Genomic DNA, 24,839 nt, shown 5'->3' on the forward strand with positions numbered 1-24,839 from the left:
CGGTTCACCTGGAGTCTCTGTGCTGCGGCCGGTCCGGGAGAGCTCTCCTACGGCCGGAAGTTGCGGCTCAGACCCTGCCACACGTCGTCGTAGCCGCGCTGGAGATGACCCGCGCCCGCCGCCTGGCCGGTCGCCGTGACCGGCCAGCGCGTCTCGAACATGAACGCGAGACCGTCGTCGATCTTCTGCGGCTTCAGCTCGGCCGCGCTCGCCCGGTCGAAGGTCTCGCGGTCGGGACCGTGCGCCGACATCATGTTGTGCAGCGAGCCCCCGCCCGCCACGAACCCGCCCTTCCCCGCCGACTTGGCGTCGTACGCGCCCTCGATCAGGCCCATGTACTCGCTCATCACATTGCGGTGGAAGTACGGCGGACGGAAGGTGTCCTCGCCGACCAGCCAGCGCGGCGCGAAGACGACGAAGTCCACACCGGCGAGACCGGCGGTGTCCGACGGCGAGGTCAGCACGGTGAAGACCGACGGATCGGGGTGGTCGTAGCTGATGGAGCCGATCACATTGAACCGGCGCAGATCGTAGACGTACGGCACGTGGTTGCCGTGCCAGGCGACGACGTCGAGCGGCGAGTGGTCGTACGTCGCCGACCAGAGGTTCCCGCAGAACTTGTTGATGACCTCGACCGGGCGTCCCGCGTCCCCGTCGTCCTCGTACGCCGCGACCGGCGCCCGGAAGTCCCGCGCGTTGGCGAGACCGTTGGCGCCGATCGGGCCGAGGTCGGGGAGGACGAACGGCTGGCCGTAGTTCTCGCAGACGTAGCCGCGTGCGGTGGCGTCGAGCAGGTCGACGCGGAAGCGGACACCGCGGGGGATGAGCGCCACCTCACCGGGTGCGGCGCGCAGCAGGCCCAGTTCGGTGCGGATCAGCAGGGCCCCGCGCTCCGGGACGATCAGCAGCTCCCCGTCGGAGTCGCTGAACACGCGGTCCGTCATGGAGGAGTCGGCGTGGTAGAGGTGCACGGCCATGCCGGTGCGCTGGGTGGCGTCGCCGTTGCCCCCCAGCGTCCACAGGCCGGCCAGGAAGTCGGTGCCGGGCGCGGGGTCGGGGAGGGGGTCCCAGCGCAGCCGGTTGGGGTCGGGGACCGTCTCGGTGAAGGGTGCGGAGCGCACCGCTCCGTTGTCGGTGCGGACGAACGGCGGATGGGCGGCCGAGGGGCGGATGCGGTAGAGCCAGGAGCGGCGGTTGTGGGCCCGCGGTTCGGTGAAGGCCGAACCGCTCAGCTGCTCCGCGTACAGCCCGAGCGGCGCGCGCTGCGGTGAGTTGCGGCCGAGCGGCAGGGCACCCGGGACCGCCTCGGAGCTGTGCTCATTGCCGAAACCGGTGGAGTACGCAAGTCCCTCCGCCGTCTTCCTCGCCTGCTCGATGCCGCTCATGATGCGCTCCCGGTGCGTTCGGAGTCCCTTGGACCCCGTGGACGATGAATCCTATGGTCAACCGTAGGAATCGGAACAGGCCGCGTCAACGGCATTCGTCGTGCGCAGGGGGGTTCCAAAAGCTGAACATTGCTCTACTCTCCGGCACATGTCGTGGACACGAAGACTTCTGGTGGTTCTGGCGGCCCTCGCCGCCGCGCTTCTGACGGCCCCAGCCGCCCAGGCGCACGAGGAACGTCCCGTCACCCTGCCCGACGGAACCGGCAGTGTTCCCGTCCACCGCACGGGCGAACCCGATCTGCTGGTCTGCAAGAGCGGCCGGGCCGACTTCGAACGGCGGATATCCGGCTTCCCGGCGCCCCTGAAGGCCCGGAACCTGGAGCTGTTCGACCGCTGCCTGGAGTCCGGCTACCGGCACCTCCAGCAGGCCGTCGACGCGGTCGCCCGGCCCGGCGTGAACATCGCGATCCTGCCCGGCCTGTACGAGGAGGAGCCCTCGCTCACGGATCCGGCCGGCGCCTGCGCCCGGCTGAAGGCCCCCGAATCGCAGCTCGGTTACCAGATCCTCAGCTACGCCCAGCAGAAGCAGTGCCCGCACAACCAGAACCTGGTCGCGATCCTCGGCAAGAAGAACCTCCAGATCGAGGGCACGGGCGCCACGCGCACGGACGTCGTCATCGACGCCAAGTACCAGAAGCTCAACGCGGTCCGCGCCGACAAGTCCGACGGAATCTACTTCAAGAACTTCACCGCGCAGCGGACCACGTTCAACTCCCTGTACGTCCTGGCCCAGGACGGCTTCGTCATCGACGACGTACTCACCCGCTGGAACGACGAGTACGGCTTCCTGACCTTCGCCAGCGACCACGGGCTGTACAAGAACTGCGAGTCGTACGGGAACGGCGACTCCGGCATCTACCCCGGCAGCGCGTCCGACATCAACACCGCACGGGGCTACGAGGTGCCGCGCTACGCCATCGAGATCACCGGCTGCCGCAGCCACCACAACATGGTCGGCTACTCGGGCACGGCGGGCGACTCGGTCTACGTCCACGACAACGAGTTCGACCACAACATGGGCGGCGCGTCGATGGACAGCGCCTTCCCCGGGCACCCCGGGCTGCCGCAGAACCACGCCCGCTTCGAGCGCAATCTGATCCACGACAACAACGCCGACTACTACCCCTACGTCGCCGACGGCACCTGCGCCAAGCCGCCCGTCGAGCGCGGTTACGAGGAAGGCGTGGTCTGTCCGCAGATCTCCATGCCGCCGGGCACCGGCATCATCACCGCGGGCGGCAACTGGAACCTCTACGAGAACAACTGGATCTACGGGCACCAGCGCGCCGCCTTCTTCCTGAGCGCGGCCCCCGCCTTCATCCGGGGCGAGGAGGCGCTGTCCAAGCAGACCGACACCTCGCACCACAACCGGTACGCCGGAAACCACCTCGGCACCGACAGGAACGGCAAGGCCCGGCCCAACCGCACCGACGTGTGGTGGGACGGCCAGGGCGAGGGCAACTGCTGGCAGCCCGGGACCGGGGCCGCGACGCCGCGCACCCTGCCCGAGTGCGGCAAGGAGCGCGGCGCGGTGTCCGGCGGCACGGACCGGCTGGCCGGCGAACCGGTGAAACTCGCCCAACTGCTGGTCTGCGCCGACTACAACGTGCAGGCGCGACGGCTGCCGGCCGGCTGCGACTGGTACGGGGCCCGGGGCATCGAGCGCGTCGAGGTACAGGCGGCCCTGGGCGTCGCGGTGGTACTCACGCTGGTGGGCGGGGTGCTGTGGTGGCGCAGACTGCGCCACAGCCGCGTGGGCACCGCGGCGGCAGTGCTGGGCGCGATCGGTCTCGCGCTGGACGTGGCCGGATCGACGATGGGCCTCACCTCCTCGTACCTGCCCGCCGTGGCGCTCCTGGTGACCGGCGTGGGATGGACCGGCATCGGCCTCGTCCTGCGGCACGAACGGCCCGGCCTGGGCTGGACCACCGTGGTGCTGGGCGCCCTGACCCTGCTCGACGCCTTCGACAAGGCGGTCCTGATGATCCCGTGGATTCCCCTGAGCCCCGCGTGGCTCCGCACGCTGCTCGGCGTGGTCTGGGTGCTCTGGGCGGTGGCCGCCGCGGCACGCGGGGGCAGGACGAGCGACGATACGGGCGCTGACGGCGGCGCGGAGCGTGTGGATGGCGCGGGCGTCGCGGGAGCGGACGAGGATGGCGCGGGCGGCGCGGGAGCGGACGAGGATGGTGCGCGCCCCGGCGCGGGCGTCGCCGAGGGGGAGCCTTCGTGAGGCGCACCCCCGGACGGGGTGCCCTCGTCCTCCTCCTCGCCGCCGGGCTCGTGCTGGGCGCCGGTGGCTGTGGCGGGCGGCCCACGACGCATCACAAGCCCGGCACCAGCCACGAGCAGGCAGACGGGAGCGTGGGCCGGCTGCTCGCCGCCGAGGACGGAACCGGGCACCGGCTGCGTCAGGTGGCCGCGGCCGGTGCCCCCGGGGTGACGCTCTCGGCCCGGCCCGACACCGAGGACGGCTGGAATCTCCACCTGTCCGTCCGCAACTTCCGCTTCACCCCCGACAGCGTGGGCGGCGCGGCCCTGCCCGGGCGCGGCCACGCCCGTCTGTTCCTCGACGGCCGCCCCCTGGCACGGACGTACGGCGCGTGGCACCACCTGCCCGCCACCCTCGTCCGCGGCGGTTCCGGCTCCCTCACCGCCCGGCTGTACGCCGACGACCACACCGCCTGGGCCGTCGGCGGAAAGCCGGTCCAGGCCACCATCCCCCTCACCACAGGCGCCACCGGCACCACCGGGACCCCCGCCCCCACTCCCACCGAGGCCGCGGACCGGACGCTCGGCATCGAGGTCGTCCGCGGCACGGTCCGTCCCGCTCCCGGCCGCACCGAGGTGAGGAAGGGCGACCGCATCGCGCTCCGGGTCCGCAGCGACCGGGCCGACACCCTCCATGTCCACGGCTACGACAAAGAGGTCCGGCTGCCCGCGGGCAGAACCGTCACCCTCACCGTCACCGCCGACCGCACCGGGCTCTTCGAGGTCGAGACGCACGAGTCCGGACTGCTCCTGACCCAACTCGCCGTCCGGTGAAGGGCGGCGTCCTCGCCCACGGTGTCGGCTCCCGGCACGACCTGCCGCTGTCCCCCTTCTACGCCTTCGCCGGCGCCTTCACGGCGCTCTTCGTCTCCTTCCTCGCACTCGGCCTGCTCTGGTCCGCCTCCCGCTTCCGTGGTGACGAGGCCGGCCGGCCGCTTCCCGCCCTCCTCCAGCGCCTCGCCGACGCCCGCCCGGCCCGGACCGCGGCGCGCGGACTCGGCCTGGCCGCCGCCCTGTTCGTACTGGGCCACCTCCTGCTCGGCCCGGACGACCCGGAGCGCAATCCGGCCGCGGGCACGGTCTACGTACTCCTGTGGGTCGGGCTCGTCCCCGCGTCCCTGCTCCTCGGCCCCGTCTGGCGCCTGCTCAACCCCCTGCGCACCCTCCACCTCCTCCTCTGCCGGGTACGCGGCCGCGATCCCGGCGCGGGCCGCCCCCTGCCCGCGTACCTCGGCCTGTGGCCGGCCGCCGTCGGGCTGCTCGCCTTCACCTGGCTCGAACTCGTCGCCCCCGAACCCGCGTCGAGACGTGCCCTCCTCCTCTTCCTCGCCCTCCACGCCGCGTGCCAGCTGGCGGGCGCCGCCCGCCACGGCTCCCGCTGGTTCGACCACGCCGATGCCTTCGAGGTCTACTCCGGCCTGCTCGCCCGGCTGTCCCCGCTCGGCCGCCGCCCGGCCGACCGCCGCCTCGTCCTGCGCTCCCCCTTCAACGGGCTCGACGCCGTCCCCCAGGCTCCCGGGCTCGTGGCCACCGTCTGTGTCCTGCTCGGCTCCACCGCGTACGACGGCTTCTCCGACGCCCCGTCCTGGATTTCCGCCGTCCAGACCTCGCCCCTCGGCCGTACCGCCGCCGGCACCCTCGGACTGCTCGGCGCCGTCGCCCTCGTCGCCGCTCTCTACGCCCTGTGTGCCGGAGCCACCCGAGCGATCTGCGGACCCCTGCCGCACCCCCTCACCGCTTTCGCCCACTCACTCGTGCCCATCGCCCTGGGCTATCTCGTCGCCCACTACTTCACGCTCCTGGTCACCGAGGGGCCACGCACGGTCATGCTGTCGCTCGGCGCCGGCCATCCATCCGTGCCCGAACCGCCGCTGGGGCCGGGCGGCCTCGCCGTCCTCCAGGTGTCCGCCGTCGTCCTCGGGCACGTCCTCGGCGTCGTCGCCGCGCACGACCGGTCCGTCCGGCTGTTCCCGCCCGGCCGGGCCGTCGCGGGGCAACTGCCGTTGCTCATCCTGATGATCGCGTACACCATCGGAGGGCTGACCCTGCTCATCGCCTGACGGGCCGGCGGCCACGGCCACTTCGGAGACCCACCCCGGAGACCACCCCGGAGAGGAGGCTCCACGGCATCATGGAGCCCGTGCCCCCTGTGAACGCCGGCCTCCGCCGCGCCCCCGTGCAGCAGCGCAGCGCCGAACGCCTCGCCCGGATACTCGACGCCTGCGCCCAGCTCCTCGACGAGACGGGCTACGAACAGCTCTCCACCCGGGCCGTCGCCGTGCGCGCCGAGGTGCCCATCGGCTCCGTCTACCGGTTCTTCTCCAACAAGCGGGCCCTGGTCGATGCCCTCGCCCACCGCAACCTGGACAGGTACGCCGAGCGCATCACGTCACGCCTCGCCACCATTCCCGCCGACGACTGGCACGCCGCCATCGATGCCGTGCTCGACGAGTACCTGGCCATGAAGCGCTCGGCCCCCGGCTTCGCCCTCGTCGATTTCGGGGCCCCGGCTCCCGCCCAGGACCCGGGCGGCGACGCCAACGTCCGGGTCGCCGGGCGGCTGGCCGAACTCCTCACCGCCCACCTCGGCCGCATCCCGGACGAGGACCTGCTCCGCATGATCCTCGTCTGCGTCGAGGCCGCCGACGCGCTGTTCCAGCTGGCCTTCCGCATCGAACCGGCTGGTGACCCGGCCATCGTCGAGGAGACGCGGCACCTGCTCCGCTCGTACCTGGCCCGCGTCCTCGACTGACGGCGGCCGGACCCCCGGGGGCCGGACCCCCCGCCCGGCCTGGGTGGTCCCGCAGGATCGGTGCCGCCGACACCTCCCCACCATCCGTACCGGTCGGTATGCTCACCCCTGTCCGCGTGCCGCCGTCGCTCACCGGGGAGGACCCGTGTCCACCAACTCCCGTACCGCTCTGCGTATCTGCCCCCTCTGCGAGGCCACCTGCGGGCTCACCCTCACCATCGAGGGGACGTCCGTCACCGGAGCCAGAGGTGACCGGGACGATGTCTTCAGCCAGGGGTTCATCTGTCCCAAGGGGGCCGCCTTCGGCGGGCTCGACGCCGACCCCGACCGGCTGCGCACACCCCTGGTCCGTACGGACGGGGTGTTCCGGGAGGCGAGCTGGGAAGAGGCGTTCGACGTGATCGCCGCCCGCATCCCGGCGCTCGTCGAGGAGCACGGTGCCCAGAGCGTCGGAGTCGTCCTGGGCAACCCCAACGTCCACACGATGGCCGGCGCGCTCTACCCACCCGTCCTGCTCAAGACGCTCCGCACACGCAACGTATTCACCGCGAGCACGCTCGACCAGATGCCCAAGCACGTCGCTTCCGGACTGCTCTTCGGCGACGCCCACGCCATCGCGGTGCCCGACCTGGACCGCACCGATCATCTGCTGCTCATCGGTGCCAACCCGCTCGAATCCAACGGCAGCCTCTGCACCGCCCCCGACTTCCCCGGCAGGCTCAAGGCGTTGCGGCGGCGCGGCGGCACCCTCACCGTCATCGACCCGCGCCGCACCCGGACCGCGCGGCTCGCCGACCGGCACGTCGCGATCCGGCCCGGCGCCGACGCCCTGCTCCTCGCCGCGCTCGCCCACGTCCTCGTCGTGGAGGAGGGGGCCGGCCCCGGACCGCTCGCCGACCACCTCGAAGGTCTCGGTGAACTCACCGAAGCCCTCAAGGACTTCACGCCGGAAGCGGTCGCCGCGGCCTGCGAGGTCGACGCCGCCACCATCCGTACGATCGCCCGTGAACTGGCCGCCGCCCCCACCGCCGCCGTATACGGGCGCATCGGCAGCTGCACCGTCGAGCACGGCACCCTCGCCAGCTGGCTCGTCGACGTCCTCAACATCCTCACCGGCAACCTCGACCGCCCCGGCGGCGCCCTCTTCCCCCTCTCGGCGACCGCACGGGCGCCCCGCCCCGCCGCGCCCGGCAAGGGCTTCGCCCTCGGGCGCTGGTCCAGCCGGGTCTCCGGGCACCCCGAGGCCAAGGGCGAACTCCCCATCGCCGCGCTCTCCGAAGAGATCGAGACCCCGGGGGAGGGCCGCATCCGCGCGCTGCTCGTGCTCGCCGCCAACCCCGTGCTCTCCGCCCCCGACGGCAACCGCCTCGACCGCGCCCTCCGCGACGGGCTCGACTTCATGGTCAGCGTCGACCCGTATCTCAACGAGACCTCGCGCCACGCCGATGTCGTACTGCCGCCGCCCCCGCCCTCGCAGAGCGCCCACTTCGACTTCGCGTTCAACTCCTTCGCCGTGCGCAACCAGGTCCGCTACACCCGCCCCGCCGTTCCCCTGGACGCGGACCGGATGGACGAGAGCGAGATCCTCGCCCGGCTCGTGCTCGCCGTCGGCGGGATGCACGGCGCTCCTCCCCACGCGGTCGACGACCTGGTCATCGACACCGCCCTCACCGCGGCCGGGGCGCCCAAGGAGCTCGCGGGCGAACTGTCCGGCACGACCGGACCCGAGCGGCGCCTCGACCTGATGCTGCGCCTCGGCCCGTACGACCTCACTCTGGACCGGCTGCTCGCCCATCCGCACGGCATCGACCTCGGCCCGCTGGAGCCCCGCGTTCCGCAACTCCTGAAGACCCGCAGCGGGCGCATCGAACTGTTCCCGGCGCCGGTCGCCGCCGATCTGCCCCGGCTCCGGCGGGCGCTGGACCGGGAGCCGGCCGGGCTCGTCCTCGTCGGCCGCCGCCATCTGCGCTCCAACAACAGCTGGATGCACAACGTCGCCGCGCTGAGTGGTGGGTCGAACGTCTGCACGCTTCAGGTCCACCCCGACGACGCGGCCCGCATCGGGCTCGTGGACGGCGCCACCGCCCGTATCAAGGCGGCCGGAGGCGAGATCGAGGCGCCGGCGGAGATCACCGACACGGTGCGGCCGGGCGTGGTGAGCCTGCCGCACGGCTGGGGACACAGCCGGCCCGGCACCCGGATGTCCGTCGCCTCGGCCGCCCCCGGAGTCAATGTGAACCAGTTGCTCGACGGCACGCTCCTCGATCCGCTGTCCGGCACCGCCGTGCTCAACGCCGTACCGGTGTCCGTGACCCCCACCTCGTAGCACCAAGTCGTTGACCTGGGGTTTTGCTCGTATTGCTCACACGTCAACATCTTGTTAACGCCGTAACGGGAGCCCTAACGTCATCCGAACCGCCGACTCCGGTGGGAGTTCAAAGGTGAACGTGAGGTACCCACATGCTGACAATCCTCGGATTTGCCATGATCGCGACCTTCCTGGTCCTGATCATGACGAAGAAGATGTCGCCGATCGCGGCGCTGGTCCTGATCCCCGCATTGTTCTGCGTCGCCGTCGGGCAGGGAGCGAAGCTCGGCGACTACGTCATCGAAGGGGTCGGCAATCTCGCGCCGACCGCCGCGATGCTCATGTTCGCCATCGTCTACTTCGGCGTGATGATCGACGTCGGCCTCTTCGACCCGATCGTCCGGGGCATCCTGCGGTTCTGCAAGGCGGACCCGCTGCGGATCGTCGTCGGTACGGCGGTGCTGGCCGCGATCGTCTCGCTGGACGGCGACGGTTCCACCACGTTCATGATCACCGTCTCGGCGATGTACCCCCTCTACAAGCGCCTCAAGATGAGCCTGGTCGTGATGACCGGTGTGGCGGCCACCGCGAACGGTGTCATGAACACCCTTCCGTGGGGCGGGCCCACCGCCCGCGCCGCGACCGCCCTCAAGCTGGACGCGGGCGACATCTTCGTGCCGATGATCCCGGCGCTCGCCGTCGGACTGCTCGCCGTCTTCATCCTGGCGTTCGTGCTCGGACGGCGTGAGCGCAAGCGGCTCGGCACGCTCTCCCTGGACGACGTGCTCGTCACGGAGACGGAGTCCGAGACGGTCCTGGTCGGCGCCGGCGACCGTCTCCGCAAGGGCTCCGGCCCGGCCGGCACGGGTGCGACGGGAACGACGGGTACGGGTACGGGCGCCGACGAGGACGAGGACGAGGAGGAGTTCAAGGGCCTCGACCCCCATCGCGCCACCCTGCGCCCCAAGCTCTACTGGTTCAACGCCGGCCTCACCGTCGCGCTCCTGACCGCGATGATCATGGAACTGATGCCGATCCCGGTGCTCTTCCTGCTGGGCGCGGCGCTCGCCCTCACGGTCAACTTCCCCCACATGCCCGACCAGCGGGCCCGCATCGCCGCCCACGCCGACAACGTCCTCAACGTCTCCGGCATGGTCTTCGCCGCCGCCGTCTTCACCGGCGTCCTCACCGGCACCGGCATGGTCGAGCACATGGCCGACTGGCTCGTGAGCGCCATCCCCGAGGGCATGGGCCCGCACATGGCCATCGTCACCGGTGTGCTGAGCCTTCCGCTGACGTACTTCATGTCCAACGACGGCTTCTACTTCGGCGTCGTCCCCGTCCTCGCCGAGGCGGGTGCCGCCCACGGCGTCTCACCGCTGGAGATCGCCCGCGCCTCCCTGGTCGGCCAGGCACTCCACATGTCGTCCCCGCTCGTCCCCGCCGTCTACGTCCTCGTCGGCATGGCGAAGGTCGAGTTCGGCGACCACACCAAGTTCACCGTCAAGTGGGCCGCGCTCACCTCCCTGGTGGTGCTCGGCGCCGGAATCCTCTTCGGCATCATCTGATGGACGGTCGGTCAGGGCCCGGCAGGGGCTGGCTGCTGCGCCTCGTCATCGCCTTCTCGTTCGCGCAGGGGGCCGTGTCGATGGCGCGGCCGGCCGTCTCCTACCGGGCCCTTTCGCTCGGTGCGGACGAGCGGGCGATCGGTGTGATCACGGGCGTGTACGCGCTCCTGCCGCTCTTCGCCGCCGTGCCCCTGGGCCGCCGCACGGACCACGGCCGGTGCGCCCCGCTGCTGCCGGTCGGCGTGGTCCTGATCGCGGGCGGCTGCGCCCTCAGCGGTACGGCGGGCTCCCTCCCGGCCATGGCGGCCTGGAGCGGCGTGATGGGGCTCGGACATCTCTGTTTCGTGATCGGCGCACAGTCGATCGTCGCCCGGCAGTCGGCCCCCGCCGAGCAGGACCGCAACTTCGGGCACTTCACCATCGGGGCCTCGCTCGGCCAGCTCATCGGGCCGGTCGCCGCGGGGCACCTCATCTCCGCGGGCGACGGCGCCATGGCCCGCACCAGCGCGGTCGCCCTCGTCGTCTCGGCGGCCGTGGCCGCGCTCTCCTTCGCCTCCCTCTGGCGCGTCGAGCACCGTGCCCCACTCCGGCCCCGCGAGGACCGGGCGGCGAAGGTGCCCGTCGGCCGCATCCTGCGTACGCGGGGAGTTCCCGCGGGCATCTTCATCAGCCTCGCCGTACTCTCCGCCACCGACATCCTCACGGCCTATCTGCCCGTCGTCGGCGAGCAGCGCTCCATCGCGCCCGCCACCATCGGACTGCTCCTCAGCCTCCGGGCCGCCGCGACGATCGCGTGCCGCCTGGTGATGACGCCGATGCTCCGGCTCCTCGGCCGCACCACCCTGCTCACCACGACCTGCCTGCTCGCCGGGCTCCTCTGCGCGGGCATCGCCCTGCCCGTCCCGGTGTGGGCGCTCGCCGTGATGCTCGCCGTGCTCGGCTTCTGCCTCGGCGCCGGACAGCCGCTGTCGATGACCACGGTCGTCCAGGCCGCCCCGGAGCGCGCACGCTCCACCGCGCTCGCCCTGCGGCTGACCGGAAACCGACTGGGGCAGGTGGCGGCTCCGGCATCGGCCGGACTGGTCGCGGGATTCGCCGGCACCGCGGCGCCTTTCGTCATGCTCGGAGCGCTGCTCCTCGGCGCGGCGGGTCTCGGCGTACGGGGGGGTCGCGCCCGGCCCACCGAAAAGGAGGCCGCCGGGCCCGTGCGGCGCACCGCGAGCACCCCCACGAACCGGAACCCCACCTGACACTTGCGGGCCGCCGGATCTCACTCTTCCCAACCTTCGCGCGAGTCATTCCCACACCCCGTCCAGTGGGCTAACTTTCAGGCCACGCAGCCGCTCCCTGCCGCGCGTTCCCTTTACCCTGCCGGGCGGACACCCCATGACTCGTGCCATCTCCCTGCACCACGTCAGCAAGGCGTACGGACGGGCTCCGCGCGCCGTCGACCGTTTCTCGCTCTCCATCGAGCCCGGGGAGTTCGTGGTGCTGCTGGGCCCCTCGGGCTGCGGCAAGTCGACCGTGCTCCGCATGATCGCGGGCCTGGAGGAGATCACCGAGGGCGAGCTGCGGCTCGACGGTGAACCGGCGAACCACATGACCCCGCGCGAACGCGGCATGGCCATGGTGTTCCAGAACTTCGCGCTCTACCCGAGCATGACCAATCGAGCCAATATCGGCTTCCCGCTCAAGCTGGAGAATCCCCGGCAGGACAACAACGAACGCATCGAGTCCACGGCCCGCATGCTGGGCATCGAGAGCGTCCTCGACCGCTTCCCGGCCCAGCTCTCCGGCGGTGAGCGCCAGCGCGTCGCCATGGGGCGGGCCATCTCGCGCCGGCCGTCCGCCTTCCTGATGGACGAGCCGCTCTCCAATCTCGACGCGAAGCTGCGCAACCATCTGCGCGCCGAAATAGCGCAGCTGACAGCCGAGTTGGGCGTCACCACGGTGTACGTGACACACGACCAGGCCGAGGCGATGTCGCTCGGGGACCGGGTGGCCGTGATGCGCGGGGGAGTGCTCCAGCAGGTGAGCACACCGCGCGAGGTCTACGCGCTGCCGGAGAACGTGTTCGTCGCCGCGTTCATCGGCACCCCGCGCATCAATCTGCTCCGGGCCGTGGTCCACGCGCCGCTGGATGGGCGCATGTCGATCGACCTCGGCCGGCAGCGGCTCGCGCTGCCCGAGCCGCTCAGCCCCGACCACCAGTTGCTCCGCATCCAGCAGGGCCGCGAGATCATCGTGGGGCTGCGCTCCGAGGCGGCGCGGATCGCGCCGCCCAGCCACGCCCGGCCCGGCGAGGTGGCTCTCAGCGGCATCGTCGAGCACGTGGAGTACCAGGGGCACGAGGCGCTCGTCCACCTCAGCACCGGCTCGCAGCCGGCCGTGGTGCCCGAGCTGGAATCGGCCAGGCCGCGGCCCGGTGTGCGGCGGCGTCGCGGGGGCGGCGGCGCCGGTGGCGGTACGGGGGCGGGGGTGCTGGAGCGGCTCCGGGAGCGGGCGGCCGGGCATGTCAGCGGGCCCGTCGTCGTCCTCGACGAGCCGGGGCCCGAGCGGCAGGGGCCGCGCGGCCCCGACCGTCCGCCGCTCACGGCCGGCGACCTCGTGGTCCGCACCGGACCCGATATGCGGTTGCGGCGCGGTGCGCAGGTGCCGTTGCTGGTCGACCTGGCGCACCTGTACGTCTTCGACCATCACGGCAGAAGGGTCTGCCCGCTGCCGAGGGACGTGCCGGGGCTGGACGTGTAACTCCCCGGGCAGGGGTTCGGTCCGGCCGGTGCAGGGGGCCGGCCGTGTCGTGGGTGAAGCGGTGGCGGCCCGCTCGGCGGCCACCCGCGGATACCGGGTCGCCCACGGGTGCCGGCGTGTTTCGGACGGGGGACACGGGTGCCGGGAGTGACGGGTGTCTCCGGCAGGTCCCTGGCGCCCAAAAACTAACGGCGCTAGTTTGGACTCGGACGGCGGCCGTACGACGGACGACTTCGGCGGTACGCAGCGCGAACCCGGGAGGAAACCCATGAAGGCCCATGACGGGATGTACATCGGCGGCCAGTGGCGCCCGGCCGAGGGACCGGACACGATCGCGGTCGTGAATCCGGCGGACGAGCAGGTCATCGGCCATGTTCCGGCGGGCACGGCGGGGGACGTGGACGCGGCGGTACGCGCCGCCCGCACGGCGTTCCCGGCCTGGGCCGCCACCCCGCCCGCCGAGCGCGCCGCACGGATCGCCGCCCTGCGCGACGTCCTGGCCGCCCGGAAGGACGAGATCGCCGAGACCGTCACCGCGGAGCTCGGCGCTCCGCTCGCCCTCTCGCAGGCGGTGCACGCGGGAGTGCCCGTCCTGGTCGCCGGTTCGTACGCCGAGCTGGCCGCCACGTACTCCTTCGAGGAGAAGCTGGGCAACTCCACCGTCCTGCTGGAGCCCGTCGGCGTCGTCGGCGCGATCACCCCCTGGAACTACCCGCTCCACCAGATCGTCGCCAAGGTCGCCCCCGCGCTCGCCGCGGGCTGCACGGTCGTCCTCAAGCCCGCCGAGGACACCCCGCTCACCGCCCAGCTCTTCGCCGAGGCCACCGAGGAGGCCGGGCTGCCCGCCGGTGTCTTCAACCTGGTCACCGGTCTCGGTCCGGTCGCCGGGCAGGCGCTCGCCGAGCACGAGGGCGTCGACCTGGTCTCGTTCACCGGGTCCACGGCCGTCGGCCGGCGGATCGGCGCGACGGCGGGCGCCGCGGTCAAGCGCGTCGCCCTGGAGCTCGGTGGCAAGTCGGCCAACGTGATCCTGCCCGGCGCCGACCTCGCCAAGGCGGTCAACGTGGGCGTCGCCAACGTGATGTCCAACTCCGGCCAGACGTGCAGCGCGTGGACCCGGATGCTCGTCGACGGCGAGCGGTACGAGGAGGCCGTCGCCCTCGCGGCGGCAGCGGTCGCCAAGTACGTGCCCGGTGAGCGGGTCGGCCCCCTGGTCAACGCCAAGCAGCAGGCCCGGGTGCGGGGCTACATCGAGAAGGGCATCGAGGAAGGCGCCAGGCTCGTCGCCGGCGGCCCCGAAGCGCCGCACGCGACGGGCTACTACGTCAGCCCCACCGTGTTCGCCGATGTCACTACCGAGATGACCATCGCCCAGGAGGAGATCTTCGGCCCGGTCCTCTCGATCCTGAAGTACGAGGACGTCGACGACGCCCTCCGCATCGCCAACGACACCGTGTACGGACTCGCCGGGGCGGTCTGGGGCGCCGACGACGCCGAGGCCGTCGCCTTCGCCCGCCGGATGGACACCGGCCAGGTCGACATCAACGGCGGCAGGTTCAACCCGCTGGCCCCGTTCGGCGGTTACAAGCAGTCCGGCGTCGGCCGCGAGCTGGGTCCGCACGGCCTCGCCGAGTACCTCCAGACCAAGTCCCTGCAGTTCTGAGCGACCCTTTCCGACCCACCCCTCCGCACCCTCCGATCACCGAGGAGCCCGTTCGTGGTCCGCGCCGCTGTACTGCCCGCCGTCGGAGCTCCGCTGGAGATCACCGACATCGAACTCCCGGAACCAGGACCCGGCCAGGTGCGGGTGAGCCTGGCCGCCGCCGGGGTCTGCCACTCCGACCTGTCCCTCACCAACGGCACGATGCGGCTCCCGGTGCCCGCCGTCCTCGGCCACGAGGGCGCGGGCACGGTCCTCGCCGTCGGTGAGGGCGTCACGCACGTCGCCCCCGGCGACGGTGTCGTCCTCAACTGGGCGCCCTCCTGCGGGAACTGCCACCACTGCGGGATCGGCGAGGTCTGGCTGTGCGCCAACGCGCTGAAGGGCGCGGCGAACATCCACGCGCGCACCGCCGACGGCACCGAACTCCACCCGGGCCTGAACGTGGCGGCCTTCGCCCAGGAGACCGTCGTCGCCGCGAACTGCGTGCTGCCGGCCCCGGCCGGGATTCCGCTCACCGACGCGGCCCTGCTCGGCTGTGCCGTCCTCACCGGATACGGGGCGGTCCACCACTCCGCCCGGGTCCGCGCGGGCGAGAGCGTCGTCGTGTTCGGGATCGGCGGGGTCGGTCTCGCCGTGCTCCAGGCCGCCCGGATCGCCGGTGCGTCGAAGATCATCGCCGTCGACGTCTCGCCGGAGAAGGAGGACCTGGCGCGGCGGGCCGGAGCCACGGACTACGTCGTCGCCTCCGACCGGACCCCGAGGGAGATCCGCGGCCTCACCGGCGGGCAGGGCGCGGATGTCGCGGTGGAGTGCGTCGGCCGCCCGGCCACCATCCGCGCCGCCTGGGACTCCACCCGCCGCGGCGGCCGCACCACGGTCGTCGGCATCGGCGGCAAGGACCAGGAGGTGACCTTCAACGCGCTGGAGATCTTCCACTGGGGCAGGTCGCTGACGGGATGCGTGTACGGGAACAGCGACCCTGAGCGCGACCTGCCCGTCCTGGCCGAACACATCCGCGCGGGCCGCTTCGACCTCTCGATGATGGTCACCGAGCGGATCGCCCTGGACGGTATCCCGGCGGCCTTCGACAACATGATCGCGGGCAAGGGCGGCCGGGCCCTCGTCGTCTTCCAGTAGCTGCCGCGCGGTACGGGCTCAGTTCCCTTCCCGTACCGCGGCCAGTCCGGGAGTGAGCAGCCGGGCGTCCATCTCGCCCTGCTCGAAGAGCCGGGAGGCCGGACCCACGATCAGCTGGTCCGGCACACCGATCACCGACGCGTCCTTGCCGGGGTAGTCGAAGCGCGCCAGCACGTGCCGCATCGCTTCGAGCCTGGCCCGCTTCTTGTCGTTGCTCTTCACCACGGTCCAGGGGGAGTCCGCCGTGTCCGTGTGGAAGAGCATCAGCTCCTTCGCCTCCGTGTAGGCGTCCCACTTGTCCAGCGAGGAGAGGTCGACCGGGCTCAGCTTCCACCGGCGTACCGGATCGATCTGCCGGATCATGAACCGGTTGCGCTGCTCGTTGCGGGAGACCGAGAACCAGAACTTCACCAGGTGGATGCCGTCGCGGGCGAGCATCCGCTCGAAGTCCGGTGCCTGGTGCATGAATTCCAGGTACTCGCGGGTGGTGCAGAACCCCATCACCCGCTCCACACCGGCCCGGTTGTACCAGGAGCGGTCGAACAGCACGATCTCCCCGGCGCTCGGCAGATGCGCCACATAGCGCTGGAAGTACCACTGGGACCTCTCGCGCTCCGTGGGCTTCTCCAGCGCCACCACACGCGCGCCACGGGGGTTGAGGTGCTCGGTGAACCGCTTGATCGTGCCGCCCTTGCCCGCCGCGTCACGCCCCTCGAAGAGGATCACGAGCCGTTCGTCGCGTTCCTTCACCCAGTGCTGGAGCTTGAGCAGCTCTATCTGCAGGATCCGTTTGGTCTTCTCGTAGTCGCGCCTGGCCAGCTTGCTGTCGTACGGATAGTCCTCGCGCCAGGCATCCCGGGCGTGCCCGTCGGGCGTCACCAGTACCGGGTCGTCGTCCCCGCTGTCGACGACGTCGAAGTTGTCGAGGTACGGGCCGCCGTAGCGTGCGGCCAGGGCCTCGGGACTCTGTTCGGAGCCGCCCTCCGGGGGCCCGGTCTGCTTCCGCTTGCTGTTACGGCCGGTCGGCTTGCTCTCGTTCCGTGTCATGACGAGGTCCTTCCACCGACAGGGCAGCCGGATGCGTCTGCTCCAGGCCAGTCTGCGGACGCCGCCGGGAGACCGCCACCCCTGCCAGGCAGAGAAGACCGCCTCCGATGGTGAGCAGGGCGGGCACCTCGTCGAGGAGCAGCCAGGACATGAGGACCACGAGCGCGGGCACCGCGTAGGTGGTCGCGCCCATCCGCCCCGCGGTGGTGCGGGCCAGTGCGTAGGCCCAGGTGGTGAAGGCCAGCGCGGTCGGGAAGACGCCCAGATACACCATGTTCAGGGTCGCCGGCAGGGGAGCGTCGGCGGCCTCGGAGACCAGCACACCGGAGAACGGCAGACAGGCGACCGTACCGATCAGACAGCCGAAGGTGGTGACCTGAAGGGCGGTGCCGTTCCGCAGGGCGGGCTTCTGGCTCACCACGCCGCCCGCGTACGCCACGGCGGCCAGCAGGCAGAGGAGCACCCCGAGCACCGACGAACCGCCGTGCCCCGACATGGAGAGTCCGACGACCGCGGCCCCCGCGAACGAGACGGCCATGCCGGCCAGCAGCCGGCGCGGCAGTCCCTCACCGAGCAGCCGGGCACCGAGCAGGGCGATCAGGATCGGCCCGATGTTGACCACCATCGCGGCGGTCCCGGCATCGACCTCCTGCTCGCCCCAGTTGAGCACCACCATGTACAGCCCGAACCAGAGCAGCCCGGACGCGATGATCCCGGGCCACGCGGCACGGGAGGGCAGCCCCTCTCGGCGTACGAGACAGATCGCGCCCAGCACCAGCGTGCCCGCGAGCAGCCGGCCGAGCGCCAGCGCACCGGGGGAGTACGCCTCGCCCGCGCTGCGGATGGAGACGAAGGCGGAAGCCCAGAGCAGCACCGTGGTGCAGGCCGCGGCGGGGGCGCGCCAGTCACGCGCCGGTATGGCCCGGCCGGTGGGCGGCGCGGCAGGAGTCGTAGTCATGGGCACGACGGTAAGGCCCGGACGCTTCGGCACCTACCGAATAGTCGCCGCTTCGATTCCGAGCAGTTCGGCCAGGGCCCGCTCCCCGTCGGGCGTCGCCTTCACCGCGCGCCCCGAGCCGATCCGTACGCACCAGCCGGTGTCCAGCGCGTGCCGGCACAGGGCGGCGCCCGCGGTACCGGCCAGGTGCGGCCTGCGCTCCGTCCAGTCCAGGCAGGCCCGTACGAGCGGCCGGCGGGTCCCGGACTCCAGGCTGATGCCCAGGGAGCCGAACCAGCCGAGCCCTTCGTCGGTGAGCGCGAACCCGGTGTCCTGGCGCAGCAGCCCCCGTACGGTCATCGCTTCGGTGATCGTGATGCCGAGCCGCCCCGCGAGGTGGTCGTAGCAGGTGCGGCCCCGCGCCAGCGCGCTGCTGACACTCGCGGCGCGCAGGCCACGCGGCCGTTCCCGGCCGTCCGGGGCGACCTGGGCGGCGAGTTCCTCGACGAGGTGCGCGACGCGTTCGCCGGCCAGCCGCACATAGCGGTGGCGGCCCTGGCGCTCCTCCGCCAGCAGTCCGCCCGCGACCAGCTTCCCAAGGTGCTCGCTGGTGGTGGACGGCGCCACCCCGGCGTGGCGGGCCAGCTCACCGGCGGTCCAGGCGCGGCCGTCGAGCAGGGCGAGGCAGAAGGAGGCGCGGGTCTCGTCGGCGAGCAGCGCGGCGAGCGCGGCCAGCCGGGGCGCGGCCGGATCGGGGGGTGTCGTGCGTGCCATACGGACCAGGATGCGTCAGCCGCGGTTCGGTGTGCGCCGAACCGTGCCGCCGCCCCGCACCATCTGCTCGTACTGGAGGGCGAGCCCGTCGAGCAGCGCCCGCAGGCCGGTCTCGAAGGCGCCCTCGTCGACCTGCTGGCGGCGGTCGGCGAGCAGGTGGGCCTGGCCCAGGTGCGGATAGTCGGTGGGGTCGTACGCCGTCTCGTCGTCGACGAAGCCGCGGGCGAAGGAACCGAGTGCCGAGCCGGTGACGAAGTACCGCATCAGCGCGCCGATGTACGTCGCCTGGGCGGGCGGCCAGCCCGCGCGGACCATGCCGCCGAAGGCGGCGTCGGCGACCCGCAGGCCGGCCGGGCGGCGGCCGGGGCCCTGGGCGAGCACCGGGACGATGTGCGGATGCGCGGCGAGGGCCGCGCGGTAGGAGACCGCCCAGTCGTGCAGCGCGGCGGCCCAGTCGCGGGCATCGGACTCGTCGAACATCGACAGGTCGACCTGCGCGGAGACGCTGTCGGCCACCGCGTCGAGGATCTCGTCCTTGTTGCGGAAGTGGTTGTAGAGCGAGGGCCCGCTGACGCCGAGTCCGGCGGCGAGGCGACGGGTCGAGACGGCGTCGAGCCCCTCGGAGTCCACGAGCGCGCTCGCGGCCTCGATGATGCGTTCTCTGCTGAGGAGGGGCTTGCGCGGTCGGGCCATGCGGCACATAGTAGGCCCTGCCAACAAGAAACTAGCAGTGCTAATTAAAAGTGGGGTGCACAGATGAACCTGGAGCTGAGCGAGGAGCAGGAAGCGGTCAGGCGGCTCGCCGTGGACTTCGTGGCGCGCGAGATCACCCCGCACGTCGTCGAGTGGGACCGGGCCGAGAATGTCGACAGGTCGATCGTGAAGAAGCTGGGCGCCCTCGGCTTCCTCGGGCTGACCGTCCCGGAGGAGTACGGCGGCTCCGGCGGCGACCACCTGGCGTACTGCCTGGTCACCGAGGAGCTCGGACGCGGCGACTCCTCGGTGCGCGGCATCGTCTCCGTCTCACTGGGTCTGGTCGCCAAGACCATCGCCTCCTGGGGCGACGAGGAGCAGAAGCGGCACTGGCTGCCGCGCCTCACCTCCGGCGAGGCGATCGGCTGCTTCGGGCTCACCGAGCCGGGCACGGGCTCCGACGCCGGGAACCTGGCGACGAAGGCCGTCGCGGATGGCGACGAGTACGTCATCAACGGCACCAAGATGTTCATCACCAACGGCACCTGGGCCGACGTGGTGCTCCTCTTCGCCCGTACCAGCGACACCCCCGGCCACAAGGGCGTCTCCGCCTTCCTCGTGCCCACCGACACCCCCGGGCTGACCCGCCGCACCATCCACGGCAAGCTCGGCCTGCGCGGCCAGGCCACCGCCGAAGTGGTCCTGGAGGACGTCAGGGTGCCCGCATCGGCGCTCATGGGTCCCGAGGGCAAGGGCTTCTCGATCGCCATGAGCGCGCTGGCCAAGGGCCGCATGTCGGTCGCCGCGGGCTGTGTCGGCATCGCCCAGGCGGCCCTCGACGCGGCCGTGCGCTACGCGGGCGAGCGTGAGCAGTTCGGGAAGCCGATCGCGGGCTACCAGCTGGTGCAGGAGCTGATCAGCGACATCTCCGTGGACGTCGACGCGGCCCGCATGCTGACGTGGCGGGTCGCCGACCTCGTCGACCGGGGACAGGACTTCGCCACCGCCGCGTCCACGGCCAAGCTCTTCGCCTCCGAGGCGGCCGTCCGTGCGGCCAACAACGCCCTCCAGGTCTTCGGCGGCTACGGCTACATCGACGAGTACCCGGTCGGCAAGCTGGTCAGGGACGCGCGGGTGATGACGCTCTACGAGGGCACCAGCCAGATCCAGAAGCTCATCATCGGCCGCGCCCTGACAGGGGTCTCCGCCTTCTGACCCGAGCACTCCGGCCCGGAACTCGAACGGACGTCTGAGTACCGGGCTGAGTATCCGGACCGATGTGGTGCGCGTCACGACCCCCGAAGCTGGGGCGCATGAGTGAGACAACTTCGGTCAAGCAGCAGGGCACCGCGGCCTTCTACGGCCAGGCCGTCGCGTCCTTCGGGGTCGCGATGGGCGCGGTGGCCCTCGGGATCTTCTTCCTCGACGCGGATGCCTGGGTGCGGGCCTTCCTCGCCATCGGCGTCCTCTACCTCGTCACTTCGTGCTTCACTCTGGCCAAGGTCATCAGGGACCGCCAGGAGGCGGGCCAGCTGGTCAGCCGGGTCGACCAGGCCAGGCTGGAGAAGATCCTCGCCGAGCACGACCCCTTCCGGAAGCGCTGACGCATCAGACCCTAAGCGCTTGCTCAGGATCGGGGTATGGTGTTCGTCCTGCCGATGGAAGGGGCGAGTGACGATGAGCACGGCGGAGGACACCGGCGACGACACGCCGTGGGGCGAGGTCACGCCCGAGGCGGCACGGCGGCTTCTCGTCGCCGCCGTCGAAGCCTTTGCCGAACGCGGGTACCACGCGACGACCACCCGTGACATCGCGGGCCGGGCGGGAATGAGCCCGGCCGCCCTCTACATCCACTACAAGACCAAGGAAGAGCTGCTCCACCGGATCAGCAGGATCGGTCACGACCGGGCCCTGGCACTCCTGGAAGCCGAGGCCGGCGGTGACGGTCCGGCGGCGGAGCGGCTCGCGGGCGCCGTACGGTCCTTCGTCCGGTGGCACGCCGAGCGGTACACCACGGCGCGCGTCGTGCAGTACGAACTCGACGCGCTGTCCGACGAGCACCGCACCGAGATCATCGAACTGCGCAGGCAGAGCGACGCGGTGGTGCGCCGGATCATCAGCGAGGGCGTGGCGGCGGGGGAGTTCGACGTCCCCGACGTCCCGGGCACCACGCTCGCCGTGCTGTCCCTCTGCATCGACGTGGCGCGCTGGTTCAACGCCCAGGGCAGCCGGACGCCCGACGAGGTCGGCGCACTCTACGCCGACCTCGTGCTGCGGATGGTCGCGGCTCAGAAGTAGTAGCGGGACACCGACTCCGCGACGCAGGCGGGCTTGTCGCCGCCCTCGCGCTCGATGGTGACCACCGCGGTGACCTGCACGCCGCCGCCCGCCTCCTCGACGCTCCTGAGCACGGCGGTGGCGCGCAGGCGCGAGCCCACCGGGACGGTCGAGGGGAAGCGCACCTTGTTGGTGCCGTAGTTGATGCCCATCTTCATGCCCTCGACGCGCATGATCTGCGGGACGAGCGCGGGCAGGAGCGAGAGCGTCAGATACCCGTGCGCGATCGTCGTGCCGAAGGGCCCGGCGGCCGCGCGCTCGGGGTCCACGTGAATCCACTGGTGGTCACCGGTGGCCTCGGCGAACTGGTCGATCCGCTTCTGATCGATCTCCAGCCACTCGCTGTGGCCCAGCTGCTCACCCACTCCGTCGCGCAACTCCTGTGCGGACGTGAAGATCTTCGGCTCTGCCATGTTCCTGGTCCCTGCCTTCCGGCTCTCTGCCCTGAACGCGCCACCTGATGTCTAAGCGCTTGCTCAGCATCCTTGGGTGAGTGCTGTCCTGTCAACGGAGGACCAGTAGGGTTCGAGAGGTGCCACAGATCCCGCAGACACTCCATGAACTCACGGTCGGCCAGCTCTCCGCGCGTAGCGGCGCCGCCGTCTCGGCCCTGCACTTCTACGAGGCCAAGGGCCTGATCAGCAGCCGGCGCACCAGCGGCAACCAGCGCCGCTACACCAGGGACGCGCTGCGCCGCGTCGCCTTCGTGCGCGCGGCCCAGCGCGTCGGCATTCCGCTGGCCACCATCCGGGAGGCGCTCGCCGAACTGCCCGAGGAGCGCACCCCCAACCGCGACGACTGGGCGCGGCTCTCCGAGACGTGGCGCACCGAACTGGACGAGCGCATCAAGCAGTTGGGCCAGTTGCGCGACCACCTCACCGACTGCATCGGCTGTGGCTGCCTCTCACTGGAAGCCTGTGTGCTCTCCAACCCGAACGACATCTCCGGTGAGCGGATGGCGGGCTCCCGCCTGATGCCCGAGCGCAGGAAGCCGGCCTCCTCCGAGGGCGACGGCTGCGCGTAGGGACCGCTGCCACGCCCGGGCGCGGCCGGTCGCCGGGCGCGGCGCAGGAGCGGCGCCTGTCAGGCCGCCGACGCCAGACCGTGCAGCCGTACCCGCCGGGCCCTCGCCAGCGCCCCGGGTGTCAGCACGTGCTGCGGCACCACGATCCCGCAGCCGCCGCACACCGGGCCCGACCACGGCTCCTGCTCCAGCTCCTGCCGCCAGGCGATGCCGCGCTCCGCGCAGACCGGGCAGGCGGTCCCCGGCTCCGATCCCAGGGCCGAGATCAGCCGCCCCAGAACCTCGGCGAGCGGCTCGGAGGGGTGGACGCCCGGATCCTCGCAGCGCGCGATCCCGTTGCCGCCCCAGGTCCGCCGGTGCCAGTCGTCGAAGGAGGCCGGGCGGCGCAGCCCGTCGCGCTTCTCCCGCCGCCGCCGCTCGGCGAACCCCGACTCGTACGCGAGCCAGACGGCCCGCGCCTCCTCCAGTTCCTTGAGCGCGCCCACCAGCCGCGCCGGGTCGGGCGCCCTGTCCTCGGGTTCGATCCCGTGCCGGGCGCACAGATGGTCCCAGGTGGCCCGGTGACCGTAGGGGGCGAACCGTTCGAGGCATTTTCGGAGCGAGTACCTCCGCAATGCCAGATCACCCCGCGGATCGCGGACCTGTCTCGCAAGACTCCGGAAACCGGCCATGTCACTGCCACCTCCGTCGCTCGTACTTCGGCGTCTCGTAATGGGACGTACGGCTGCCCGATTCGGCTCCATTCAAAAGTGACGCGTCCAGAACCTGAGACGGACCGGTCGGGGCGGTGCGGGTCCGGGAGGGCGTGACCGCCGGGCGGGTCCGGTGCGCGGACCCGCCCGGCGGGCCTGGTTCAGCGGTACTGGAGGTACTGCTTCCTGACCGCGCGGAACGCCGCCAGGTCCGCCTCCCAGGCTCCGACGACCTCATCGGTACCGGCACCCGCGTCGATCATCGTGCGGACCCGGGTGTTGCCGGTCAGCTTGTCGATCCAGTTGTCCGCGCGCCAAGCGAAACCACTCCAGGACTGCTTCGCCGTCACGAGCAGCGCGATGCCGGTACGGACCGGGTCGAAGACCGCCCGGTCCTGGACGTGCACCTGTACGCCGCCGACCGTCCTGCCCTGGAACTTGGAGAACGTCGGCGCGAAGTACGCCTCGCGGAACGCCACCCCCGGCAGGTCCAGCGCATTGGCGGCGGCCGCCCAGCGGCGGTCGACGCCCTCCGCGCCGAGCAGTTCGAACGGGCGGGTCGTGCCCCGCCCCTCCGAGAGGTTCGTGCCCTCGAAGAGACACGTCCCGGAGTAGACGAGCGCCGTCTCCGGCGTCGGCATGTTGGGGCTCGGTGGCACCCACGGCAGTCCGGTCTCGTCGAAGAAGTCCGCACGCCGCCACCCGGACATCGTGACGATGTCCAGCTCCACCGGCCGTTCGGCCAGGAACTCGGCGTTGAACAGCAGGGCCAGCTCGGTGACGGTCATGCCGTGCGCCTGGGAGATCTCCCGGCGGCCCACGAACGTCGCGAACGCCGGTTCCATGACGGGCCCGAGCGCGGCCCGGCCGGTCACCGGGTTCGGCCGGTCGAGCACGACGAACCGCTTGCCCGCGAGAGCCGCCGCCTGCATGCAGTCGTACAGGGTCCAGATGTACGTGTAGAAGCGGGCACCCGCGTCCTGGATGTCGAAGACGACCGTGTCCACGCCCGAGGCGGTGAAGATGTCGGCGAGTGCCTGACCGCTCTTCAGGTACGTGTCGTAGACGGGCAGCCCGGTCGCGGGGTCGTCGTAGCGGCCCTCGGAGCCGCCCGCCTGCGCCGTGCCCCGGAAACCGTGCTCGGGACCGAAGACCGCCGTCAGATTCACCCGGTCGTCGGGGTGCATCACATCGACGACGTGGCGTGCGTCGGCAGTGATCCCGGTCGGGTTGGTGACGATGCCCGCCTTCTGCCCCTTCAGCAGCCGGTAGCCGTCGGCGGCCAGCCGGTCGAACCCGGTACGGACACCGCCGCGCCCGGAACCCCGTCCCGTGAGGGCGGAGGCGCTCCCGGTCCCGGCCGCTGTGACGGCGAGGGCTCCCACGGCGCCGCCGGCGTGAAGCAAACCACGTCTGGACAGGCTCATTCGTCAACCTCCATGA

General features: G+C 71.7%; 22 protein-coding genes. 14 read left to right on the forward strand and 8 right to left on the reverse strand.

What is annotated here, in order from left to right; all coding sequences use genetic code 11:
• Nucleotides 1-47: 47 nt before the first annotated feature.
• Entirely contained in the window at nucleotides 48-1,385 is a 1,338-nt protein-coding gene (gene hmgA, locus ACFWSK_RS14880) for a homogentisate 1,2-dioxygenase (RefSeq protein WP_383785094.1), read from the reverse strand.
• 148 nt (nucleotides 1,386-1,533) lie between these two features.
• Between hmgA and ACFWSK_RS14885 the strand changes: the two genes are divergently transcribed.
• From ACFWSK_RS14885 to ACFWSK_RS14930, 10 genes are all read left to right on the forward strand, one after another.
• A complete protein-coding gene (locus ACFWSK_RS14885) occupies nucleotides 1,534-3,675 on the forward strand; it encodes a right-handed parallel beta-helix repeat-containing protein (RefSeq protein WP_383785096.1) in 2,142 nt (713 codons plus the stop codon).
• Nucleotides 3,672-4,487, forward strand: a complete 816-nt coding sequence (locus ACFWSK_RS14890; protein ID WP_383785098.1) for a hypothetical protein — start codon at nucleotides 3,672-3,674, stop codon at nucleotides 4,485-4,487. The genes ACFWSK_RS14885 and ACFWSK_RS14890 overlap by 4 nt, the downstream gene beginning before the upstream one ends.
• Entirely contained in the window at nucleotides 4,484-5,773 is a 1,290-nt protein-coding gene (locus ACFWSK_RS14895; protein ID WP_383785102.1) for a hypothetical protein, read from the forward strand. The genes ACFWSK_RS14890 and ACFWSK_RS14895 overlap by 4 nt, the downstream gene beginning before the upstream one ends.
• 71 nt (nucleotides 5,774-5,844) lie before the next feature.
• Nucleotides 5,845-6,465 (forward strand): TetR family transcriptional regulator, encoded by a 621-nt coding sequence (locus tag ACFWSK_RS14900; protein ID WP_383785106.1) that lies wholly within the window; start codon nucleotides 5,845-5,847, stop codon nucleotides 6,463-6,465.
• Between the two features lie 145 nt (nucleotides 6,466-6,610).
• Nucleotides 6,611-8,791, forward strand: coding sequence for a molybdopterin oxidoreductase family protein (locus ACFWSK_RS14905; RefSeq protein WP_383785109.1), 2,181 nt, complete (start codon nucleotides 6,611-6,613; stop codon nucleotides 8,789-8,791).
• A gap of 134 nt (nucleotides 8,792-8,925) precedes the next feature.
• Nucleotides 8,926-10,341 (forward strand): CitMHS family transporter, encoded by a 1,416-nt coding sequence (locus ACFWSK_RS14910; RefSeq protein WP_383785112.1) that lies wholly within the window; start codon nucleotides 8,926-8,928, stop codon nucleotides 10,339-10,341.
• Nucleotides 10,341-11,591, forward strand: coding sequence for an MFS transporter (locus ACFWSK_RS14915; RefSeq protein ID WP_383785115.1), 1,251 nt, complete (start codon nucleotides 10,341-10,343; stop codon nucleotides 11,589-11,591). The genes ACFWSK_RS14910 and ACFWSK_RS14915 overlap by 1 nt, the downstream gene beginning before the upstream one ends.
• A 136-nt stretch (nucleotides 11,592-11,727) precedes the next feature.
• On the forward strand, nucleotides 11,728-13,092 hold the full coding sequence (locus ACFWSK_RS14920; protein ID WP_383785118.1) for an ABC transporter ATP-binding protein: 1,365 nt from the start codon (nucleotides 11,728-11,730) through the stop codon (nucleotides 13,090-13,092).
• A 268-nt stretch (nucleotides 13,093-13,360) separates the two neighbouring features.
• A complete protein-coding gene (locus tag ACFWSK_RS14925; RefSeq protein WP_383785121.1) occupies nucleotides 13,361-14,755 on the forward strand; it encodes an aldehyde dehydrogenase family protein in 1,395 nt (464 codons plus the stop codon).
• Nucleotides 14,756-14,809: 54 nt separating this feature from the next.
• Nucleotides 14,810-15,892 (forward strand): Zn-dependent alcohol dehydrogenase, encoded by a 1,083-nt coding sequence (locus ACFWSK_RS14930; protein WP_383785124.1) that lies wholly within the window; start codon nucleotides 14,810-14,812, stop codon nucleotides 15,890-15,892.
• A gap of 18 nt (nucleotides 15,893-15,910) precedes the next feature.
• Here the strand turns inward: ACFWSK_RS14930 and ppk2 are convergent, their stop codons facing one another.
• Genes ppk2 through ACFWSK_RS14950 form a run of 4 tightly spaced genes read right to left on the reverse strand, consistent with a single transcriptional unit; the run spans nucleotide 15,911 to nucleotide 19,343 of the window.
• A complete protein-coding gene (gene ppk2 / locus ACFWSK_RS14935; protein WP_383785127.1) occupies nucleotides 15,911-16,939 on the reverse strand; it encodes a polyphosphate kinase 2 in 1,029 nt (342 codons plus the stop codon).
• On the reverse strand, nucleotides 16,905-17,897 hold the full coding sequence (locus ACFWSK_RS14940; RefSeq protein WP_383785130.1) for a DMT family transporter: 993 nt from the start codon (nucleotides 17,895-17,897) through the stop codon (nucleotides 16,905-16,907). Before ACFWSK_RS14940 ends, ppk2 begins: the two co-directional genes overlap by 35 nt.
• A 33-nt stretch (nucleotides 17,898-17,930) precedes the next feature.
• A complete protein-coding gene (locus ACFWSK_RS14945; RefSeq protein ID WP_383785133.1) occupies nucleotides 17,931-18,650 on the reverse strand; it encodes an ArsR/SmtB family transcription factor in 720 nt (239 codons plus the stop codon).
• Nucleotides 18,651-18,665: 15 nt separating this feature from the next.
• Nucleotides 18,666-19,343, reverse strand: a complete 678-nt coding sequence (locus ACFWSK_RS14950; protein ID WP_383785136.1) for a TetR/AcrR family transcriptional regulator — start codon at nucleotides 19,341-19,343, stop codon at nucleotides 18,666-18,668.
• Nucleotides 19,344-19,406: 63 nt separating this feature from the next.
• On the opposite strand from ACFWSK_RS14950, the gene ACFWSK_RS14955 reads away from it, so the two are divergent.
• The 3 genes from ACFWSK_RS14955 (at nucleotide 19,407) to ACFWSK_RS14965 (ending at nucleotide 21,641) form a co-directional block, all read left to right on the forward strand.
• Nucleotides 19,407-20,558 (forward strand): acyl-CoA dehydrogenase family protein, encoded by a 1,152-nt coding sequence (locus tag ACFWSK_RS14955; protein WP_383785139.1) that lies wholly within the window; start codon nucleotides 19,407-19,409, stop codon nucleotides 20,556-20,558.
• 98 nt (nucleotides 20,559-20,656) lie between these two features.
• Nucleotides 20,657-20,947 carry a YiaA/YiaB family inner membrane protein gene (locus ACFWSK_RS14960; protein WP_383785142.1) on the forward strand — a complete coding sequence of 97 codons (291 nt, stop codon included), beginning with the start codon at nucleotides 20,657-20,659 and terminating at the stop codon, nucleotides 20,945-20,947.
• Nucleotides 20,948-21,020: 73 nt separating this feature from the next.
• Complete coding sequence (locus ACFWSK_RS14965; protein ID WP_383785145.1) at nucleotides 21,021-21,641, forward strand: TetR/AcrR family transcriptional regulator; 621 nt, start codon at nucleotides 21,021-21,023, stop codon at nucleotides 21,639-21,641.
• Here the strand turns inward: ACFWSK_RS14965 and ACFWSK_RS14970 are convergent.
• On the reverse strand, nucleotides 21,632-22,093 hold the full coding sequence (locus tag ACFWSK_RS14970; protein WP_383785148.1) for a MaoC family dehydratase: 462 nt from the start codon (nucleotides 22,091-22,093) through the stop codon (nucleotides 21,632-21,634). The genes ACFWSK_RS14965 and ACFWSK_RS14970 overlap by 10 nt on opposite strands.
• Nucleotides 22,094-22,212: 119 nt before the next feature.
• On the opposite strand from ACFWSK_RS14970, the gene soxR reads away from it, so the two are divergent.
• Complete coding sequence (soxR, locus tag ACFWSK_RS14975; RefSeq protein ID WP_383785151.1) at nucleotides 22,213-22,704, forward strand: redox-sensitive transcriptional activator SoxR; 492 nt, start codon at nucleotides 22,213-22,215, stop codon at nucleotides 22,702-22,704.
• 59 nt (nucleotides 22,705-22,763) lie between these two features.
• On the opposite strand, the gene ACFWSK_RS14980 is transcribed toward soxR, so the two are convergent.
• Nucleotides 22,764-23,375, reverse strand: a complete 612-nt coding sequence (locus ACFWSK_RS14980) for a hypothetical protein (protein ID WP_383785154.1) — start codon at nucleotides 23,373-23,375, stop codon at nucleotides 22,764-22,766.
• A 182-nt stretch (nucleotides 23,376-23,557) separates the two neighbouring features.
• The gene (locus ACFWSK_RS14985; protein WP_383785157.1) at nucleotides 23,558-24,823 is read right to left on the reverse strand and encodes an exo-beta-N-acetylmuramidase NamZ domain-containing protein; all 1,266 of its coding nucleotides are present in this window, start codon (nucleotides 24,821-24,823) and stop codon (nucleotides 23,558-23,560) included.
• Between the last annotated feature and the right edge of the window lie 16 nt (nucleotides 24,824-24,839).

Source organism: Streptomyces sp. NPDC058620 (genome assembly GCF_042717135.1).
Lineage (GTDB): Bacteria > Actinomycetota > Actinomycetes > Streptomycetales > Streptomycetaceae > Streptomyces.

Bases quoted from the DNA above. Each gene is read 5' to 3' on its own strand.
- ACFWSK_RS14945 (WP_383785133.1), bottom strand. From the start codon at position 18,650: ATGGCACGCACGACACCCCCCGATCCGGCCGCGCCCCGGCTGGCCGCG.
- ACFWSK_RS14915 (WP_383785115.1), top strand. From the start codon at position 10,341: ATGGACGGTCGGTCAGGGCCCGGCAGGGGCTGGCTGCTGCGCCTCGTC.
- ACFWSK_RS14980 (WP_383785154.1), bottom strand. From the start codon at position 23,375: ATGGCCGGTTTCCGGAGTCTTGCGAGACAGGTCCGCGATCCGCGGGGT.
- ACFWSK_RS14910 (WP_383785112.1), top strand. From the start codon at position 8,926: ATGCTGACAATCCTCGGATTTGCCATGATCGCGACCTTCCTGGTCCTG.
- ACFWSK_RS14970 (WP_383785148.1), bottom strand. From the start codon at position 22,093: ATGGCAGAGCCGAAGATCTTCACGTCCGCACAGGAGTTGCGCGACGGA.
- ACFWSK_RS14950 (WP_383785136.1), bottom strand. From the start codon at position 19,343: ATGGCCCGACCGCGCAAGCCCCTCCTCAGCAGAGAACGCATCATCGAG.
- ACFWSK_RS14960 (WP_383785142.1), top strand. From the start codon at position 20,657: ATGAGTGAGACAACTTCGGTCAAGCAGCAGGGCACCGCGGCCTTCTAC.
- ppk2 (WP_383785127.1), bottom strand. From the start codon at position 16,939: ATGACACGGAACGAGAGCAAGCCGACCGGCCGTAACAGCAAGCGGAAG.
- ACFWSK_RS14920 (WP_383785118.1), top strand. From the start codon at position 11,728: ATGACTCGTGCCATCTCCCTGCACCACGTCAGCAAGGCGTACGGACGG.
- ACFWSK_RS14925 (WP_383785121.1), top strand. From the start codon at position 13,361: ATGAAGGCCCATGACGGGATGTACATCGGCGGCCAGTGGCGCCCGGCC.
- ACFWSK_RS14985 (WP_383785157.1), bottom strand. From the start codon at position 24,823: ATGAGCCTGTCCAGACGTGGTTTGCTTCACGCCGGCGGCGCCGTGGGA.
- ACFWSK_RS14885 (WP_383785096.1), top strand. From the start codon at position 1,534: ATGTCGTGGACACGAAGACTTCTGGTGGTTCTGGCGGCCCTCGCCGCC.
- ACFWSK_RS14965 (WP_383785145.1), top strand. From the start codon at position 21,021: ATGAGCACGGCGGAGGACACCGGCGACGACACGCCGTGGGGCGAGGTC.
- ACFWSK_RS14955 (WP_383785139.1), top strand. From the start codon at position 19,407: ATGAACCTGGAGCTGAGCGAGGAGCAGGAAGCGGTCAGGCGGCTCGCC.
- ACFWSK_RS14940 (WP_383785130.1), bottom strand. From the start codon at position 17,897: ATGACTACGACTCCTGCCGCGCCGCCCACCGGCCGGGCCATACCGGCG.
- hmgA (WP_383785094.1), bottom strand. From the start codon at position 1,385: ATGAGCGGCATCGAGCAGGCGAGGAAGACGGCGGAGGGACTTGCGTAC.
- ACFWSK_RS14900 (WP_383785106.1), top strand. From the start codon at position 5,845: ATGGAGCCCGTGCCCCCTGTGAACGCCGGCCTCCGCCGCGCCCCCGTG.